This is a genomic window from Centipeda periodontii DSM 2778 (genome assembly GCF_000213975.1).
In the GTDB taxonomy this organism is placed as follows: Bacteria; Bacillota; Negativicutes; order Selenomonadales; family Selenomonadaceae; genus Centipeda; species Centipeda periodontii.
In genome coordinates, this window is sequence record NZ_GL892076.1 from 2,387,893 (window position 1) to 2,405,021 (window position 17,129).

Annotated in this window: 17 protein-coding genes; 1 reads left to right on the top strand and 16 read right to left on the bottom strand. The window is 56.2% G+C overall.

The window, feature by feature from the left end; translation table 11 throughout:
• Positions 1 to 41: 41 nt before the first annotated feature.
• The 15 genes from HMPREF9081_RS10905 to rny all read right to left on the bottom strand — a co-directional run bounded on the left by HMPREF9081_RS10905 (position 42) and on the right by rny (position 13,842).
• Positions 42 to 641, bottom strand: coding sequence for a lytic transglycosylase domain-containing protein (locus HMPREF9081_RS10905; RefSeq protein ID WP_006307381.1), 600 nt, complete (start codon positions 639 to 641; stop codon positions 42 to 44).
• On the bottom strand, positions 638 to 1,105 hold the full coding sequence (gene fliJ, locus HMPREF9081_RS10910) for a flagellar export protein FliJ (protein ID WP_006307384.1): 468 nt from the start codon (positions 1,103 to 1,105) through the stop codon (positions 638 to 640). Before fliJ ends, HMPREF9081_RS10905 begins: the two co-directional genes overlap by 4 nt.
• Complete coding sequence (gene fliI, locus HMPREF9081_RS10915; RefSeq protein ID WP_006307385.1) at positions 1,102 to 2,481, bottom strand: flagellar protein export ATPase FliI; 1,380 nt, start codon at positions 2,479 to 2,481, stop codon at positions 1,102 to 1,104. The genes fliJ and fliI overlap by 4 nt, the downstream gene beginning before the upstream one ends.
• Entirely contained in the window at positions 2,478 to 3,269 is a 792-nt protein-coding gene (locus HMPREF9081_RS10920) for a FliH/SctL family protein (RefSeq protein ID WP_006307386.1), read from the bottom strand. Before HMPREF9081_RS10920 ends, fliI begins: the two co-directional genes overlap by 4 nt.
• Positions 3,262 to 4,284 carry a flagellar motor switch protein FliG gene (fliG, locus tag HMPREF9081_RS10925; protein WP_006307388.1) on the bottom strand — a complete coding sequence of 341 codons (1,023 nt, stop codon included), beginning with the start codon at positions 4,282 to 4,284 and terminating at the stop codon, positions 3,262 to 3,264. The genes HMPREF9081_RS10920 and fliG overlap by 8 nt, the downstream gene beginning before the upstream one ends.
• A 2-nt stretch (positions 4,285 to 4,286) precedes the next feature.
• Positions 4,287 to 5,867 (bottom strand): flagellar basal-body MS-ring/collar protein FliF, encoded by a 1,581-nt coding sequence (fliF, locus tag HMPREF9081_RS10930; RefSeq protein ID WP_006307389.1) that lies wholly within the window; start codon positions 5,865 to 5,867, stop codon positions 4,287 to 4,289.
• 72 nt (positions 5,868 to 5,939) lie between these two features.
• On the bottom strand, positions 5,940 to 6,242 hold the full coding sequence (fliE, locus tag HMPREF9081_RS10935) for a flagellar hook-basal body complex protein FliE (protein ID WP_040395112.1): 303 nt from the start codon (positions 6,240 to 6,242) through the stop codon (positions 5,940 to 5,942).
• A gap of 33 nt (positions 6,243 to 6,275) precedes the next feature.
• The gene (flgC, locus tag HMPREF9081_RS10940; protein WP_006307393.1) at positions 6,276 to 6,731 is read right to left on the bottom strand and encodes a flagellar basal body rod protein FlgC; all 456 of its coding nucleotides are present in this window, start codon (positions 6,729 to 6,731) and stop codon (positions 6,276 to 6,278) included.
• An 18-nt stretch (positions 6,732 to 6,749) separates the two neighbouring features.
• Complete coding sequence (gene flgB / locus HMPREF9081_RS10945) at positions 6,750 to 7,172, bottom strand: flagellar basal body rod protein FlgB (RefSeq protein ID WP_006307394.1); 423 nt, start codon at positions 7,170 to 7,172, stop codon at positions 6,750 to 6,752.
• A gap of 170 nt (positions 7,173 to 7,342) precedes the next feature.
• Complete coding sequence (locus HMPREF9081_RS10950; RefSeq protein ID WP_006307396.1) at positions 7,343 to 8,194, bottom strand: Asp23/Gls24 family envelope stress response protein; 852 nt, start codon at positions 8,192 to 8,194, stop codon at positions 7,343 to 7,345.
• 21 nt (positions 8,195 to 8,215) lie between these two features.
• Positions 8,216 to 9,046, bottom strand: coding sequence for a PHP domain-containing protein (locus HMPREF9081_RS10955; protein WP_040395121.1), 831 nt, complete (start codon positions 9,044 to 9,046; stop codon positions 8,216 to 8,218).
• A 14-nt stretch (positions 9,047 to 9,060) separates the two neighbouring features.
• Entirely contained in the window at positions 9,061 to 9,843 is a 783-nt protein-coding gene (locus HMPREF9081_RS10960; protein ID WP_040395124.1) for a TIGR00282 family metallophosphoesterase, read from the bottom strand.
• Positions 9,844 to 9,863: 20 nt separating this feature from the next.
• On the bottom strand, positions 9,864 to 10,421 hold the full coding sequence (locus tag HMPREF9081_RS10965) for a hypothetical protein (RefSeq protein ID WP_006307403.1): 558 nt from the start codon (positions 10,419 to 10,421) through the stop codon (positions 9,864 to 9,866).
• Positions 10,422 to 10,440: 19 nt separating this feature from the next.
• Positions 10,441 to 12,216, bottom strand: a complete 1,776-nt coding sequence (locus HMPREF9081_RS10970) for a sensor domain-containing diguanylate cyclase (RefSeq protein ID WP_006307404.1) — start codon at positions 12,214 to 12,216, stop codon at positions 10,441 to 10,443.
• Positions 12,217 to 12,297: 81 nt separating this feature from the next.
• Positions 12,298 to 13,842: a ribonuclease Y gene (gene rny, locus HMPREF9081_RS10975; protein WP_040395631.1), complete on the bottom strand. Its 1,545-nt coding sequence runs from the start codon at positions 13,840 to 13,842 to the stop codon at positions 12,298 to 12,300.
• Positions 13,843 to 14,053: 211 nt separating this feature from the next.
• On the opposite strand from rny, the gene HMPREF9081_RS10980 reads away from it, so the two are divergent.
• Positions 14,054 to 15,130 carry a M48 family metallopeptidase gene (locus HMPREF9081_RS10980; protein ID WP_006307407.1) on the top strand — a complete coding sequence of 359 codons (1,077 nt, stop codon included), beginning with the start codon at positions 14,054 to 14,056 and terminating at the stop codon, positions 15,128 to 15,130.
• A gap of 84 nt (positions 15,131 to 15,214) precedes the next feature.
• Here the strand turns inward: HMPREF9081_RS10980 and HMPREF9081_RS10985 are convergent, their stop codons facing one another.
• Positions 15,215 to 16,900, bottom strand: coding sequence for a methyl-accepting chemotaxis protein (locus HMPREF9081_RS10985; RefSeq protein ID WP_040395126.1), 1,686 nt, complete (start codon positions 16,898 to 16,900; stop codon positions 15,215 to 15,217).
• Positions 16,901 to 17,129 lie beyond the last annotated feature (229 nt).

The following is a 17,129-nucleotide window of genomic DNA, read 5'->3' on the forward strand; positions in this document are numbered from 1 at the left end:
CTGCCCTCTTTCTCTTCCCCTAACGAATTCCGGCTGCACGGTCACCGATAGATGTCCAGAACGTTCGTCACATAATTCTGCGTCTCCGCGTAGGGTGGAACGCCGCCATACGCCTTTACCGCATCCGGTCCCGCATTGTAAGCGGCAACCGCCTTCTTCACGTCACCGTCAAAGGTATCCAGCATCTCACGCAGATACTTTGCACCGCCCTCGACATTGCTCTTCATATCATAGGGATTGACGCCGAGGCTCGCTGCCGTCTCCGGCATCAGCTGCATAACGCCGACTGCCCCCGCAGGTGAAACAGCATTCTGATTGCCGCCGGATTCCACCTCTGCGACCGCTGAGACCAGTTTCGGATCCACTGCATATCTCTGGGCCGCAGAATGAATCACGCGCGCAAGATCCGGATTCGCATAGTTCGCACGCTCTGCCGCCGTCACCGGATGAGCAGCGGCGGTCTCCTGCACACGCTGCGCAGCATGTGCCTTGGTTGCCGCAGACGCGGTGTTCTTATTGATCTCCTGCTGGAGCTTCGCGGCAAAATCCATCCCCGGCAGCTGTTGGTTTTGAATGGAGAACTGTCCCTCGATCTCTGCGATACGCGCCTGTATCTGCTTTACGCCGGAAAGATCCATCATACTGCTTCCTCCAATTCCCTATTTCGCATGGTCAGCTGCAGGCCGATCTCATCGAGCATTTTCTGCTCCTCCTGCAAGACCGCCGCCTTGTATTCCGCAAGGCGCTTTTCTCTCAGTTTTTCGATGCTCTTAAGAGCACTCATCTGCTCCATCAGCACTTTGAGCCGCTTTTGTCGCTCGGCATTCGCCTGCAGGATCACCTGCTGCTGATCCTCGATCTGTTGACGCTTCCAACCAAAGAACTGATTGAAGCTCATCAGTGTCCCGATCTTGATGCGCGTTCCCTCTTTCGAAAGATTCTCGTAGTCCATCTGTCCTCGGTGCATCTCCTCGAGGAGCTGGCGCTGATAAGCACGTGCATCCTCAAGACGACGCACGGCTTCGGCAAAGGCAACCTCTGCCTCCTCCTTCTTCATCCGCGTCACCTTGAGCAGTGTTTCGAGCTGAAATCGAAATTTTTTCATGATGCTGCCTCAGCGGCGGGTGCCGCAGTCTTGCCCACGGCTGCGAGCAAGCGCTGCTCCGTCTCCTCGTAGGAGGTCACCTCATAGATGTCCTGCCGCAGGAATTCATTGATGCCCTCAATCTTTTGGATGGCTGCGTCGATCTTCGGACTCGAGCCCTTGACGTATGCTCCGATGTGAATGAGATCCTCTGCCTCGGCATAGACGGCCATGAGTTGGCGCATGTCCTGTGCTGCCTCCAGATGACTCTTGTCCACCACCTCGTACATGACGCGGCTGACACTTCCGAGCACATCAATCGCGGGAAAATGATTCTGCGCCGCGATCCTGCGCGAGAGCACGATATGACCGTCGAGAATGGAGCGAACAGCATCTGCAATCGGCTCATTCATATCATCACCATCTACGAGGACAGTGTAGATTCCTGTGATCGAGCCCTTTTCACTCGTTCCCGCACGCTCAAGCAGGCGCGGCAACATGGCAAAGACGGACGGCGTATAACCGCGCGTCGCGGGCGGCTCGCCAATGGTGAGACCGACCTCGCGCTGTGCCATCGCAAAGCGCGTGACAGAATCCATCATAAGGACGACCTTATGCCCCTGATCGCGGAAGTATTCGGCGATCGCAGTGCCGGTCATGGCTCCCTTGATGCGGACAAGCGCAGGCTGATCGGAGGTTGCAACGACCACCACGGATCGCTTGAGCCCCTCCTCACCTAAATCGCGTTCGATAAAGTCACGCACCTCGCGTCCGCGCTCCCCTACGAGAGTGATGACGCTGATATCTGCCTCCGTATTGCGTGCAACCATCGAGAGGAGGGTGGACTTTCCAACCCCCGAGCCCGCCATAATACCGATGCGCTGTCCGTCACCGAGCGTGATCAGCCCGTCGATCGCACGCACGCCGACATAGAGATTGTCGTGGATGCGCGGACGTGTCAACGGCGGTGGTGGCGGTGCCTGCAAGGGATATTCCTCCGTTGCCAGAATCGGTCCCTTGCCGTCAATCGGATTGCCGAGACCGTCGAGCACACGCCCGAGCAGCTCCGGCCCGACCTTGACACGCAGACGACGACCGGTCGCGACAACCTCACAGCCGGGGCCGATGCCCTGCATCTCGCCGACCGGCATGAGGAGCACACTTCCCTCACGGAAGCCCACCACCTCGGCAGGCACAGGCGGCATGCCGGAAAAATGTGAACTCACATAACAGAGTTCCCCAACCGTGACCGTCGGTCCCTGCGACTCGATGACAAGCCCGATGATCTGTGTCACCTTGCCCGTCAGTTTCATCGGGGAAGCCTTACGGAGTGCATCCTGAAATTTTTGGATATCTATGGAAAATGGGGGATTCCCCCCCGTTTCACTCTTATTCATAGCATAACTTCCCGCACAGCCTTTTTCAGCTGTTCGATCTGCGTCTGAAGACGCGCGTCCACACTGCCGTTCGGGGTTTCCACAAGACAATCACCCGGCTTCAGCCCCTCATCGGAAGTGATCGTGAGATTCGTATCCCCCGCAGTCAGTAGGCTTCGAAGCTCATCGCGTGCCATCAGAACAAAATCATAGCTGTCCGGCGGGACGTGAACAATGATCTCTTTCTGATCCTTCACACGCAGGATGGCATCGCGCACAACAGGCAAAACCATCTGCGGCACATCGATGAAGTGCTGCGGCAGAACGCGCTCCACCGCCGTCATGGCAATGGAAACAATATCCTGCTCCGCATGGATCACATAGTCCCGCATGGCATCATGCGCATCGCGCAGAGTTTTCTCCGCCCGCGCATTCGTCTGGCGGATAAGCTCTGCCATCTCCTCGCGGACGGCTGCTTCTCCCGCCTCTCTGCCGGCGGCAAATCCCTCGTCATGCCCTTGCGCGCGTGCCTCTTCGCGATCCTGTTCAATCTGTTTCTGCGCCTCACTGAGAAGCCGGTCACGTTCCTCCTCGGCTTCCCCGCGAAGGACTGCAACATGGATCTCCGCCTCTTTGACGCGCTCATCCATCGCCTGCTCACGCTCGGCAATACGCGCGAGGAGGCTCTGTGCGGCCTCTTCGCTGAGGCCTTCCTCCTCGTCGTCTGCACGTGGCGGCGGCGGCGGGGGGGGCACGTCGATGAGATGCGGGTTCTCTTCCCAGACGGCTGCCTTGATAACTCTAGACAATCATCTCGTCTCCCTTGCCACGCGAAATCACAATCTCGCCCTTGTCCTCGAGCACGCGGATGACACCGACAACCTTCTGCTGTGCCTCTTCCACGTCGCGAATTTTGACCGGTCCCATGAACTCGATCTCCTCACGCAACATATCGGCAGCACGCGTCGACATGTTCTTGAACACCTTCTCTGCGACCTCCTGCGGCGTTGCCTTGAGCGCGAGCGAGAGATCCTTTGTCTCCACTTGGCGCAGGACAAGCTGCAGCGAGCGATCGTCGATCTGAACGATGTCCTCGAAGACGAACATGAGCTTTTTGATCTCCTCGGCAAGCTCCGGGTTGTCGACCTCAAGTGTCTCGACAATCGCCTTCTCTGTCGTGCGGTCGACGCGGTTGAGCACCTCGACGATCGCCTTGATGCCGCCTGCGGAGGTGAAGTCCTGTGTCACCATCGACGACAGCTTCCTCTCCAGCACACGCTCGACCTCACGAATGAAGTCCGGGGATGTGCGATCCATGATCGCCACGCGCTTTGTGACCTCGACCTGAGCCTCCGGCGGGAGCGCCCCGAGGACGGTCGCCGCCTGATCGGGATCGAGGTAGGCCAAAATGAGCGCGATGGTCTGCGGATGCTCGTTCTGAATAAAGTTGAGCAGCTGCGCGGGATCCGTCTTGCGCAGGAAGTCGAAGGGACGTACCTGCAGACTCGTCGTAAGGCGATTGATAATCTCGAGCGCCTTGTCGGGACCGAGTGCCTTCTCCAACACATTCTGTGCATACTGCAGACCGCCCGAGGAGATGTAGTCCTGTGCCATGCACATGGAGTAGAATTCGGCAATAACCTCTGCCTTCAGCGCTGCGGAAACCTGCTTCTGGTTCGCGATCTCAAGCGTCAAATGCTCGATCTCATCATCATCCATATGTTGGAACAGCTTTGCCGAGTACTCAGGACCAATGGCGATGAAGAGGATCGCCGCTTTCTGCTGGTTGGTCAGATTATCGCTGGAATACAACATATCCGCCATGATCAGTCCTCCTCCATAAGCCACGTCTTAACGAGGAGTGCAACCTCTTCCGGCTTGCTGTCGATGAGGGCGAGCAGCGCGAGTTTCTGATTCATCTGATGCTGCTCCTCCTCGGAGAGATCTTCTTCCTCGACCTCTCCTGCCGCGATCGCTGCGGCACGCTCCTCTGCAATACGCTCCTCTTCGAGGCGCTGTGCCTCCTCGGCAGCCTCGCGCTCAAGACGCTTCTTGCGGCGATACATGAGAATGCCGCCGATGATGAGGGCGATGACGAGCAGTGCAAGTCCGACCTGTGTGTAGAAGATGCGATCCTGGCGATCCTTCTCCGCCTGCTCCTCGGCTGCGCGGCGCTCGGCCGCCTCCGTGCTGAACGGCAGTGGCTCGACGGAAATCGTATCGCCGCGCTGCGGATTGATGCCCGCTGCGCTGCTCACCGTGCGCAGGATGCTCTCCTGCTGCGGCTGGGTCACATCGTCGTTGACGAGGACGGCGACCGTCAGACGCCGGATGGATCCCGGCGAGGCAATGACGTGCTGACGCTCCTCGTTGATCTCGTAGTTCTTGGTGGACTCTTTCTTCTCATATTCGGCATTGGCATTTGCCTCCTGCTCCACATAGCCGGGGACATTGCTCTGCACACCTGCGGGACCGCCGGGATTCGTCGAGCTGCCGACATAGCTCTCGGAGATATCCTGCTGACTGCGGATGATACCCGCATCATCCACAACCGGCGTAAAGGTCTGGCGATCGGTCAGGCGGTCGTCAAAGTCAAGCTCCACGCTGACGCGTGCGAACGCACGCCCCTCACCAAGGGTCTGATCGAGGAGGGACTGAACCTTCTTCTCGATATTATCCTGCACCTTGCGCGTCATATCGAGCTGAGTGAGCGTCTTGACGCCGATGGAGTTTTCGTCTTGATCGTCCGGATCGTTGAGGATCTTGCCCGTATCGTCGACAATCGTGATATTCTCAGGCGTCAGCCCCTTCACGCTGTGCGCGGCGAGGTTGACAATGCCCTTGATTTCCTTCTTGGTCAGCTCCGCATGGGGTTTGAGGCGCAGCATAATCGATGCCGTTGCGGGCTTCTCCTCTTTCTTATAGAGGCTGTCCTCGGGCAGTACAATGTGGACACGCGCCTTCTCGACCGCCTCAATCTGCTCAATCGTACGGGTCAGCTCCCCTTGGAGGGCCTGCAGATAGTTGACGCGGTTCTGGAACTCGGTGACGCCCAGTTTGCTGTCATCGAAGATCTCAAAGCCCTTGTTCCCGCGCGGCAATCCTTGTGTTGCGAGATTCAGGCGCGCCTCATGAACATTTTTCGTTGGAACGAGGATTGTCGTGCCTGTTTTATTTTCCTGTACCTCGTAGGTGATCTTCGATTCGCGCAGCTGATTGGCAACCTCGCCTGCGTCCTTGGTCTCCATGTCGGTGAACAGCGGCACCATATCGGGCTTGCTGCCATACCAAAAGCTCACACCAAAGATGAGGACGAGGATCGCGAGCGCTGAACCGAGCATGATATAGCGCTGGCGCTTGTCAAAGCGTTCCCACAAGGCAAGACCGCGCTCTTTCCACTCTCCCATAATCTCTTTCCCTTCAAGTCATCACGGTTATGCAACGCCGCCCAAGGGGCGTACAAAAACGGCAGGCAGTCCTTATACCTGCATCCGCATGATTTCCTGATAGGCAGACATGGCACGATTGCGCATCTGCAACGTGAGCTGGAGCGCAATCTCAGCCTTCTGCCCTGCCACGACAACTTGAGAGATATCCGAAATCTCTCCGGCAGCGAGCAGCTTGTTCTGCTCGTCTGAGGCCAGTTGGAGTTTATTCACCTCGGAGAGGGCATCCTTCAGATAGGTGCCAAAGCTCTTCGGTGGCTCTTTTTTAATCGTTTCCCCCAGATGGCTGGTGGCGCGCATCGTGACGGGGGTCATTTGCAGTGCTTGTATCTCCATATACATTGATCTCCCTTAAAACGTGCACAAAAATCAGTTGCCGCCGCCGATGCGGAGAGCAGCCGATACCATGGACTTCGCTGCATTGATGGTCGTGGTATTTGCTTCATAGGCGCGGGATGCCGAGATCATGTCCACCATCTCCGCGACAATGTTGACATTCGGACGCTCCACATAGCCGTCCGCATTCGCATCCGGATGCCCGGGCTCGTAGACAAGAGGTCCCTGCGTACGGTCTGTCTGAATGGAGACCGCGCGCACACCATCACCGGGACGCATGCGATTCGAGGCACGTGCAAGGAACGACTCGAAGCCGATCCCTGCCCCCTTTTCACGCGGCTGAAAAACCACATAGCGTCGGTGATAGGCCCCGCCGCCCTGTGCACGCGTTGTATTGGCATTTGCAATATTGTTGGAGATCACGTCCATGCGCAGGCGCTCTGCCGTAAGCCCCGAAGCTGCTGCATCAATTCCCAGAAACATTCCCATATCGTGCCCTCCCGTCTATCAGCCGCCCTGACCGCTTGTGATGACACTCTTCAGTCTGCTGATGTGTCCACCCACGGCATTGGCCAATGCATTGTAGTAGAGTTGGTTCTTTGCGACTTCGGCCATCTCTATGTCGATGTCGACGTTGTTCCCGTCCAGACGCATATTCGTCGTCGCATCCTGTTCAATCACAGCACGCGCCTTTCCATGAAAGGCAATGGGAAGATGTCGGTCATGTGTACGTACAACCTTCATCAGCAGATCGTCGTCAAGCCCCAATTCCTGTTTTAACAAATCTTCAAAGCGGACATGACTCCGCTTGAAATTCGGTGTGTTCACGTTGGCAATGTTATTGCTGAGCACCTCATGCCGAAGGGATGCCGCAGCCATCGCACGGCCACCGATGTCAATCGTCGAAGTGTTTACCACCTGCTCAAGCATGAAACGTCACATTCCTTTCCCCATTTTTTGCACACAGAAAAACTGCATGCGAAACAGATATATATTTAGTTCTACATTCCTAAAAAAAATCCTTTTCATTCTAACATTTTTCTCAAAAAAAATGAAGCACAGATTTTAGGAAATATATCTGTGTGCTGAAATTATGCAAATCAGGCATGTGCAGCACGACTTGTCTCGACGTGGAGACTCTTCACGAGGATATCAATCTCATGCACCACCATGCCCGTCATGTGCTCAATCTCCTTCTGCAGTTCCTTCCGCAGTGCCACCATCGTCTCTGCGATCGTATGCCCATAGGCAAAGACCACCTCAAGCGAAACCATAATTCCCAGATCATCATCCCCGTTGATGATATGCTTTACACGGGTCGTGCCGACGCGATAGACCTCTTCCAGTTTCTCTGCAACAATGTGTACGATACTCTTAATCACCGAGTCGTCGATAACCAGTTTGCCGTAGTAGCTGAATACGGGACGCACAATCGAGCGTTCCCCCAGGCGACGGCGCTTTGACGAGGATGTCTTGAAGAAGCTCTTGATGGGATCAATGAGATAGCCCGAAAAATGCGGCTTAAGCTCGATGCTTGGCACAGGGATGATATGTTCTCCTTTTTTGAGCCGATGGTATTGTGCAAGCTCCATATCCCTCTTTGAGGCAATGTCCTCGATGCGGATGATCTTGCTCACAGGACCGATCTTCAGCGCCTTGGCAATCTTCTGTACCATATTTTCCGATGTGCCGAGGATGAGGATGCGGCGCGGGAGAGATTCGGCAATCGCACGCCGCACATCGGAGGCATGCCCCGGCAACACAAAGATCGCACGGCGCACCGCCATGATGCGGTTCTTTTCCTTTTTTGCCGAATATCCGCCGATCACCTTTCCATCCTTGATCAGAATGCCATCGTCAATGATGGCATCCGCCCCATTTTTCTGAGCAACCCATAGGGCGCGGTGGCTTTTGCCGGTGCCGCTCGGACCGACAAGTGCGATAACGTCCATTGTGTCTCTCCTCTTTTCATCTTACATATGGCGCGGCGGACGATAAAAATTCTCCGCATAGATGTCCTCAATGGTAAACTGCCCGATTGCATCCGGTTCTCGCCCCACATAGCCACGATAGTCCGAACCGCCGGATACCAAGAGCCTGTGCTTCTGTGCAATGTCCAGATAGTGTTGCGTATCTGCACGATCATAGGTCGGATAGAACGCCTCAATGCCCTCAATTCCCTGCTCTATGAGGCGATCAATCACCGCTTCATCGCCGATTGCCTTGGGGTTCGCCAGAACAGGAACACCGCCTGCCTGCTTGATGAGCCTGGTGATCTCCTCAGGTGGAAGGTAAAAGTGCGGCACATAGGCGGGCTGACCACGCTTCAGGAGCCGGTCAAAGCAGGCGCGTATGGAGTCAAAATAGCCTTTTTTGACAAGCACACGCGCCACATGGGAGCGCCCGACCGCCTTGCAGAGCCCCTCGTCCGTCAGCACTTCGGTTTCACCAATCTCGTAGCCGAGACCTCGGAGGAGTTCCACAATCTCCGTAAAACGCGTCCACCGTGCCTCACTGATCTCCTCAAGCTTTTCTTGGAGCCCCGCGTCATAGATATCGATATTATACCCCAGAATATGCACTTCGTGCTGCGCATCCCCCGTGCTGAACCCGACACCGGGGATGATGCGAAGGCTGCCGGATCTGTAATGCCCACTCTCATAGAGTTCCGTGACACCCTCGACGGTGTCGTGATCCGTGATGGCAATGTAGTGCAGCCCCGCAGCCTTTGCCGCCTCAACAATCTCCTCCGGCGTATCCTTGCCGTCGGAAAAGGTCGAATGAATATGCAAATCACTTGGCATAGATTTCTCCTCGATCAATCCTGTTCGCGGATCAGTATGCGCTCAATCTTTTCCGCACGCCCCAGAGAGGGATCGATGTCCACGATCACGGCGGCGTATTCCGCTGCCCCCTCAGCCATTTCAAAGCGCACGGGCATGCCTGTCCGGAATTTTTGGATCACAATATCCGTACGCACGCCGAGAATCGAATCATGGGGCCCCACCATACCGAGATCCGTGATATACGCCGTACCTTCGGGCAGGATCTGCGCATCTGCCGTCTGCACATGCGTGTGTGTGCCGACCACGATGCCCACGCGCCCATCCAGATAGTGCCCCATCGCGAGCTTCTCCGAGGTTGTCTCCGCGTGAAAGTCCAGCACAATGATATCCGCCCGTCCCTCGATCTCTGCAAGCACTTCATCCGCCTTTTGAAAAGGACAGTCAAGCGTCGGCATAAACGAGCGCCCCGAGAGATTCAGGACGGCGATGTTCGCCGCCTTGAACGGGAAGATGCAGTACCCCTTTCCCGGCGTCCCCTCCGGATAATTCGCCGGGCGCACAAGGAAGGGCTCCTCGTCCACAAAGGCAAAGACATCCTTCTTATCCCAGACGTGATTGCCCGAGGTCACGACATCCGCGCCGCCCGCATAGAGCTCATCGAGCGCCTTGCGTGTGAACCCCTTGCCACCGGCAACATTCTCTCCATTGACAATGACGACATCAATCTTTCGCTCCAAACGAAGCTGCGGGGTAATCTTGCGAAAGGCACGCCGTCCCGCGCGCCCGACCACGTCACCGACCAGCATGATGCGCACGGCACGTCCTCCTATCTTCCTCACCGATTGTAGACGACGACCTGATCGCATTCACGGATGCCGACCAAGCGCTCGCGCAGCGGAAGCTCCCGCACCGCCATCAGCATCCGTTCCAAGGTCTCATGTTGGACCATGCGGAACTCCGCATCGAGCACCTCCGCACCGTGCGGATCGATGAGCAACGCCTCACCGAAACGATCCGTCAGGAGTTGCACGATCAGACTCAGTTCCTGCTCGGACAGTTCATCCATCCGACGCGCAAGATGAATCATCATAAGCGCGTCGTGTTGTTCAAAGGAGAAATTCAGTTCACTTGCCACACTGTCCTCAAGCACATGATAGGTCTCTATGCTCTCCGCCAGAAACGCCGCAAACTCCTCGAGCTCCGCCGGGGAAAGCTGTGCGCGGACAACAAAATCCATCGTCAGCAGTCCTTGGGACGGCTCATAGGAGACCGCCTCGATCTCAGGGAAACAGACGAGGACGGAGGCGAGCAGCTGCACGCCGGGACGTGCCTGTTCACTTTTGCTGCGGGTAATCCGCTGTCCCAAAATCTTCCTGCGCAGAAAGTCAAACATAACGTCCCTCCCAAAGAGTCTAGTCAATATTGCTCACGCGGCCAAGCCCGAGTGCATAGGCAACATTGCGCCCCGCCTTCTTTGCCTGATAGAGCGCCTCGTCGGCGTTCTTAAAGAGCTGAAGCTCATTGTCCCGCTCTGGGTCAAAGGTAGCTGCCCCGACACTGACCGTAACATGCTGACCGAACGGCATCTCAGCCGCCTCCACCGTGCGGCGGATACGTTCTCCGACTCTGCCCGCAACGCTCAGCGATGCGCCTTGGAGGATGATGAAGAACTCATCCCCGCCCCATCGGCACCCCGCATCCGAGCCGCGAATCGTGTGGGAAATAGCATCCGCGACCGTCAGAAGAACCTTGTCGCCCATATCATGTCCATAGGTGTCATTGACTCCCTTAAAGTGGTCAATATCCATCAGAATGACCGAGAGTGGTGTCTTATGCTCCTGCGCCTCGACAACAGCCTCCTTCAGAAGGCGCTCCATCTCGCGGCGATTCAGGAGGTTGGTCAGCGCATCGCGGCTCGCAAGCTGTGTCAGACGCTGGTTCGCCGTATGAAGTTCCTCCTCCGAGACGCGAATGAAGTGCGACATGAACGCCAGCATCTTTCGATTGTAGGAGAGATGTGCCACACGCTTCGTCTGCAGATGAATGTTTTTGACGTAGCCGGGATCCTCTTTCAACCCAACGAGCAGGACATTCAGATTTGCCGGAGAGATACGCCGCCCCACGCGCCGCACCTCACCAAACGCAAACACCACCGAGGAGGGAAAGTCCGCGCAGGGCGTCATCTCCGTCGCCACGTCTTCACCGAGCAGGAGATAATGCCCGACACAGGAGGCTCCAAGGATTGCCTGCGGCGAGAACGCCGACATATCACGTGCATTCTCTGCCGCTTTGGAGAGAATCCCGTAAGGATCGCCGTATGCAAGGCGGAACTTTGTGCCCTGCTGTATCGGAATGCCGAATGTGAGATCCCCGCTCTCCTCCTCGATCTTGATGGGAACGCGCGCCGAAACGGAGCCGTCCTCCTCCTCAAAGCAGAGCGGAAAAAGCGCCGCGTCCGTGCTGAAGTCGCCATCCCCCTTGATGCCAAAATAGCGCTCATAGACCTTCAGCGGCACATCTCCGTCGAGTTCCTTGATCGTACAGCCGTCCACGCGCGTCGCAACAATCTCGCGGCCGAGCGCGTTCCAACCGAAATTACGGGCGACATGAACCTCCAGTGACTTGCCATGAAACACCAGCGCGAGCACCCCGACCTGCATCTCCGCATCGTCCGCGATGATGTAGCCATGCGTGTTCATAGACGCCGCGTCAACGAAGGCACCGAACACCTCGATGTGCTCATCAATCGCTGAAAATCCCTCAAAGAGATCGTCAAGCTGATCCACCAGACCGACCACAAAGAACTCGACGAGCTTTGTATGGGGACGTGATTCGACAAAGTGAACAAAATGCTCCTGCGTATCCGCATCCGATTTATTTCCATCCACAGTGGTGAATTCTACCTGCGATGCCTCGAGCGCCGTAAAGGTCAGCATGATCCCCTCGGTATCAAGGCGCAGATCCGCCATCTTGAGCGCACAGGTGTGCGTGAGAATCCGCGCATCCGGAAACAGCTCCCGTATGGCGTTGCACATGCAAATCGCCTTTTCCATCGGCATCTCACATGGCGCTGCCATCGTGATGAGCAGAGACTCGATATGCGGAATGCGGTCCAATTTTTCCTTCGCCTGTTCCGCTTTGCGCTGGGCATCCGCGGTGCCAGAAACGATATACGTCAGCTGCTGCATACGCCCTCCTTGCAGAGTCGCCGCCCTTTTTCGCGGCTCCTAGAACAGAGGGGACCTCAGCCCCCTCTGTTCGCTCCTTCATTACTTCGCATAGTCAACAACGCGCGTTTCCCGAATCACCGTCGCCTTGATCTGCCCCGGATACTCAAGATCCCCCTCGATCTTCTTCACAATATCGTGAACGAGCACGGCAGCGCCTGCATCGTCCACCTTGTCCGGCTTGACCATCACGCGGATCTCACGCCCCGCCTGGATCGCAAAGCAGCGCTCCACACCGTCGAACGACTCGGCAATCTCCTCAAGCGCCTTGAGACGCTTGATGTACGACTCAAGACTTTCACGCCGTGCGCCCGGACGCGCCGCCGAGACGGCATCCGCAGCCGCAACAAGCACCGCCTCAATCGTTGTCGCCTCCACATCACCGTGATGAGATTCGATAATATTGATGACTTCCTTGGACTCGCGGTACTTGCGCGCAAGGTCGGCGCCGACCGTCACATGGGGTCCCTCAACCTCATGGCTGACTGCCTTGCCGATATCGTGGAGGAGTCCGCCGCGCTTTGCAAGCATAACATCGCATTCGAGCTCTGCCGCCATAAGCCCGGCAAGATGCGCCACCTCGATGGAGTGCGCAAGCACGTTCTGCCCGTAGCTCGTGCGGTAGCGCATACGCCCGAGGAGTCGCACGAGCTCGGGATGGATCCCGTGCACCCCCGTCTCGAACGTCGCCTGCTCCCCCGCCTCCTTGATACGCTGATCGACTTCGCGACGCGCTTTCTCGATCATCTCCTCGATGCGCGCTGGATGAATGCGCCCGTCCTGGATCAACTTTTCGAGCGCAATGCGTGCAATCTCGCGGCGCACAGGGTCGAAGCCCGAGAGAATAACCGCCTCCGGCGTATCGTCGATAATGAGGTCGATGCCGGTCAGCGTCTCAAGTGTACGGATGTTGCGCCCCTCACGCCCGATGATGCGCCCTTTCATCTCATCGTTTGGCAGAGCCACAACGGACACCGTCGTCTCTGCCACATGATCAGCGGCACAACGCTGGATTGCAACGCTCAGGATCTCACGTGCCGCCTTATCCGCCTCATCCTTTGTCTGCTGGATGTACTCTTTGATCTTGCGTGCCTTCTCGTGCTTCAGCTCCTCTTCGGCCTCCGCCATGAGAATCGTACGTGCCTCCTCCGACGAAAGCCGCGACACGCGTTCGAGCTCCTGCTTCTGCGCCTCATAGAGTTCCGTGATCTCTGCCTGCGTCTTGTCGATGCGCGCCTCCTTGCGCGCGAGCCCCTCTTCCTTCTTCTCGATGGACTCCAGCTTGCGGTCGAGGTTTTCCTCCTTCTGAATTGTACGCCGCTCAAGACGCTGAATCTCACTGCGGCGTTCCTTCGTGTCGCGTTCAAACTCCTGTCGCTGGCGCTGAATCTCCTCCTTCGCCTCGAGCAGGGCTTCCTTCTGCTTCGTCTCTGCCTTCTTGCCGGCCGCTTCGACGATGCGCTTCGCTTCGTCCTCAGCGGATCCTATCTGAGCCTCCGCCGTACGCCTCCTTGCGACATAGCCCGCAAGAGCACCGACGGCAACAGCAATAATTACCGTTAGTAATTCAGTAATAATAACGGCCACCTCCTTTTTCACAGTTCAAAATCAGTAATAAAATACTTCTATTCATTTTAATGTTTTTTCCCTATAGTGTCAAGAATTCTATATGTCCCGACGAGAGTGGTGTTGACGAATTCGTCTTATTTTTGCGGACATTTTATAACCTCAACCCCATAGACGAAAATGATTTTGCTTTATATAATGTATTCATAACTTCACAAAATGAGGAGGATTTATGAAGAAGAAAAAATGGATGCGCAGGTGCATTGCCCTCGTACTCTCCGCGACAATCACATCCGGCATTGCTCTGCCGCCCTCCGCTGACGCAGCAAGCAGTACGGAGCGCATCATCGGTGCAGTCATCGGCGGCGCAGTCGCGGCAAACGAGATGAACGCGCAGATCAAGTATTACAATACGACCGAGGAAGGGCGTCAGCAGCTCTTTGCGGAACTTCAGGAAAAATACGGCGTCTACTATCGCTGGGATCTGAACAGCCAGCTGGACCGCATCTTTACAAATCTCACGGCGGCGATCGGCTCCATGGATGCCTCCATCTATGACCGTCCCTACAATTATTTTATCAATCAGCAGGACAGCTTCAATGCGTTCTGTACCCTCGGCCACAACATGAGCGTCAACGTCGGACTCTACAGCTACCTCACGAACGAAGACGAGATCGCCGTCGTGCTCGCGCATGAGATGGGGCACGGTCAGAAGGATCACCCTGCCAAGGGTATGAAGAGCTCCCTCGGCCCTGCCATTCTTGCAAATGCCACGGGCACAGTACTCGGCGCAATCGCAGCAAACGTCTGGAGCGGACAGGGGCTCACGAAACCGATGGAATGGGAGGCGGACAACCTCGCGTTCGAGTACATCTCCCGCTCTCCCTACAACCCCGGCGCAACCGCCGCTGTTTGGCAGCGCGTCATCGATCTCTCCGGCAACAACCCCGCGAGTGCACTCGACATCATGTCCGGCGCTGCCGACCATCCGTCCAACGCCGCCCGCCGCGACAACTATGCAAAGAAACTCACAGAGATGAGCGGCGGCAAGGTCACGGTAAAGGACGGCACGGTCTATGTAAACAAGAAGAAACTTGTGACGCCCGTCGCAGCAAACGGCATGAGCTCTGCCGAGCGCGCCTACTTCGTCATGGGCAACCTCGCGGCGGCGTACAAGAACGGGCATGCCGCCTCGGATGCGTATGTAAGCGGGAACACCGTTATGCTCGGCGCACAGCCCATCGTGAGTTGTACGGGCAATGATGCGCGTCCGTCCGAGATTGCATCGTTGCTCAATCAGATCAAATAGCCGCAATGAACGGGGCTGTTCAGCAACCATAAAAAGGACGCATGAAGCGCAATCGGCTTCATGCGTCCTTTTTATATACCGGTTTTATAAGCGGAACTTATGCACCTCGTTTTGCAGTTGCTGTGCAAGTTCGGCAAGCGTATTGCTCGCATCAGCCATTTCGTTCATCGCTGCAGCCTGTTCCTCTGTCGATGCCGAAATAGTCTGCGTCTCTTCCGCTGTACGATGCGTGATGTCCTCAACATGCTTGAGCGAAGCAACCATCTCATTCTTCGTCGTATCTACGGATGTAACGGCTTCCGAGGCACGACGGATCTGGTGCGCAAGGTCATCGATGCGAAGGGCAACGGCACGGAACGCCTCTCCCGAGAGCGCCACGACAGCCGCGCCATCTTCGACGTTCTCATTTCCCTGCTGTATCGCAGTCACAGCCTCTGCGGTATCACGCTGAATGAGAGCAATGCGATCGGCAATGTCCTTCGCTGAAGCCCCCGACTGCTCCGCCAGTTTTCGCACCTCCTCGGCAACAACGGCAAATCCACGCCCAGCCTCACCTGCACGTGCCGCCTCAATGGCGGCATTCAGTGCGAGGAGGTTTGTCTGTTCGGAAATGCCCGAGATCGTGTCCACGATCGAACCGATTTCATCCGAGCGTCTGCCAAGCGCCTCCACAAGTGCAGCAGCGGCTCTGACCTGCTCCGCAATGTTCTGCATCCGGGTAACAGCGCTCTCTATCTGCTGCTGTCCCTCCTCCGCCTTTTCGCGGCTCTCCTCTGCCAGCTGATACACACGGTTCTGACGCGCGGAGAGCTGCTCCATCTTTTCCGCCATAGCATCTGTGTTTCCGGACAGCTGTTCGACCATATCCTGCTGCTTGGCAGATCCCTCCGCCATATGTACGGTATTATCCGCAACCTGCGTGATGGATTCGAGTGTCTGGTGCGAGCTCGCCGTAAGTTCCTCCGAGGCAGCCGCCACCGTCTCGGCAGACCGCGAGACATTCGACATGACCTCATGCAGACGGTTCTTCATGCGATTGGCGCTCCGTGCAAGCTGCCCGATCTCATCCGCATTGGAATCGTCGAGATCATCCATGCGAAGATCACCCTCTGCAATTTTTCCAAGCCCCTCGGTCAGATCGCTAATCGGTGCCAGTGCACGTCCGAGGACAACATAGGAAAGCAGACTCATGATGACGATAACCGCCACGGCCGCAATACAGATCCCGAACAGGAAATCACTCCGCACGTTGTCCATAACGCCACGGTCGACACCGACAAAAATCATGCCGACCGCCTGCCCGTTTGCATCGTGAAGGGGCAGATAAGCGCTCATATACGCCTTGCCGAGGATTTCTGCGCGCCCCGTATAGCGGTCGTTGCCCGTGAGTACGGATTCCGCGATCTTGGGATCCGCCTTTGTCCCGACATTGCGCTGTCCTTTATCATTCTTGAGATTCGTCGAGATACGCGTGTCCCCTGCAAAGAAGGTGACATAGCCCTTGCATATTTCACCAAGTCGGTCGGCAACCTCCTGATTGTCGCCAAAGCGATGATCGCCCTTGTAGAGCGCGCCGTCATTCACATGCCATTCGCCCGGAAAGAGTGCATTCATGTCTTCCACGACCATCTCCGCATTTGATTCCGCCTGCATCTGTAGCGCCTGATCAAATCCCTCATCTGCACTGCGCCACCCAATGAATGCAAGACAGGCACAGACCACGATGATACAGACATCCACGAACAAAATCGACTTCAGCTTCAAGCCCATAATAATAAAGCCCTCCCTTTTCCTAAAACAACACAGATGTTCCATACACTCCTTTCCCGTATTTTCCATATTATATTCACCCCATGTCGTTCTGTAAAGAAAAACGTAGTTCCCCTACAGAATAAATACCAAGACGAAAGAACCACTTCAAAATCACATAAAAATTCGTCTATTCCGAATGCGTGTGTTCCACTGTGGAAGAGAAACAAATTAGGGCTGCCGCACGAAG

What these genes read in the sequence shown, in the direction of transcription:
- fliJ (WP_006307384.1), bottom strand. Translation starts at nt 1,105, where the DNA reads ATGAAAAAATTTCGATTTCAGCTCGAAACACTGCTCAAGGTGACGCGG.
- HMPREF9081_RS10970 (WP_006307404.1), bottom strand. Translation starts at nt 12,216, where the DNA reads ATGCAGCAGCTGACGTATATCGTTTCTGGCACCGCGGATGCCCAGCGC.
- HMPREF9081_RS10980 (WP_006307407.1), top strand. Translation starts at nt 14,054, where the DNA reads ATGAAGAAGAAAAAATGGATGCGCAGGTGCATTGCCCTCGTACTCTCC.
- fliI (WP_006307385.1), bottom strand. Translation starts at nt 2,481, where the DNA reads ATGAATAAGAGTGAAACGGGGGGGAATCCCCCATTTTCCATAGATATC.
- fliF (WP_006307389.1), bottom strand. Translation starts at nt 5,867, where the DNA reads ATGGGAGAGTGGAAAGAGCGCGGTCTTGCCTTGTGGGAACGCTTTGAC.
- HMPREF9081_RS10950 (WP_006307396.1), bottom strand. Translation starts at nt 8,194, where the DNA reads ATGGACGTTATCGCACTTGTCGGTCCGAGCGGCACCGGCAAAAGCCAC.
- flgC (WP_006307393.1), bottom strand. Translation starts at nt 6,731, where the DNA reads ATGGGAATGTTTCTGGGAATTGATGCAGCAGCTTCGGGGCTTACGGCA.
- fliG (WP_006307388.1), bottom strand. Translation starts at nt 4,284, where the DNA reads ATGGCGGATATGTTGTATTCCAGCGATAATCTGACCAACCAGCAGAAA.
- HMPREF9081_RS10985 (WP_040395126.1), bottom strand. Translation starts at nt 16,900, where the DNA reads ATGGGCTTGAAGCTGAAGTCGATTTTGTTCGTGGATGTCTGTATCATC.
- flgB (WP_006307394.1), bottom strand. Translation starts at nt 7,172, where the DNA reads ATGCTTGAGCAGGTGGTAAACACTTCGACGATTGACATCGGTGGCCGT.
- HMPREF9081_RS10905 (WP_006307381.1), bottom strand. Translation starts at nt 641, where the DNA reads ATGATGGATCTTTCCGGCGTAAAGCAGATACAGGCGCGTATCGCAGAG.
- HMPREF9081_RS10965 (WP_006307403.1), bottom strand. Translation starts at nt 10,421, where the DNA reads ATGTTTGACTTTCTGCGCAGGAAGATTTTGGGACAGCGGATTACCCGC.
- HMPREF9081_RS10955 (WP_040395121.1), bottom strand. Translation starts at nt 9,046, where the DNA reads ATGCCAAGTGATTTGCATATTCATTCGACCTTTTCCGACGGCAAGGAT.
- fliE (WP_040395112.1), bottom strand. Translation starts at nt 6,242, where the DNA reads ATGGAGATACAAGCACTGCAAATGACCCCCGTCACGATGCGCGCCACC.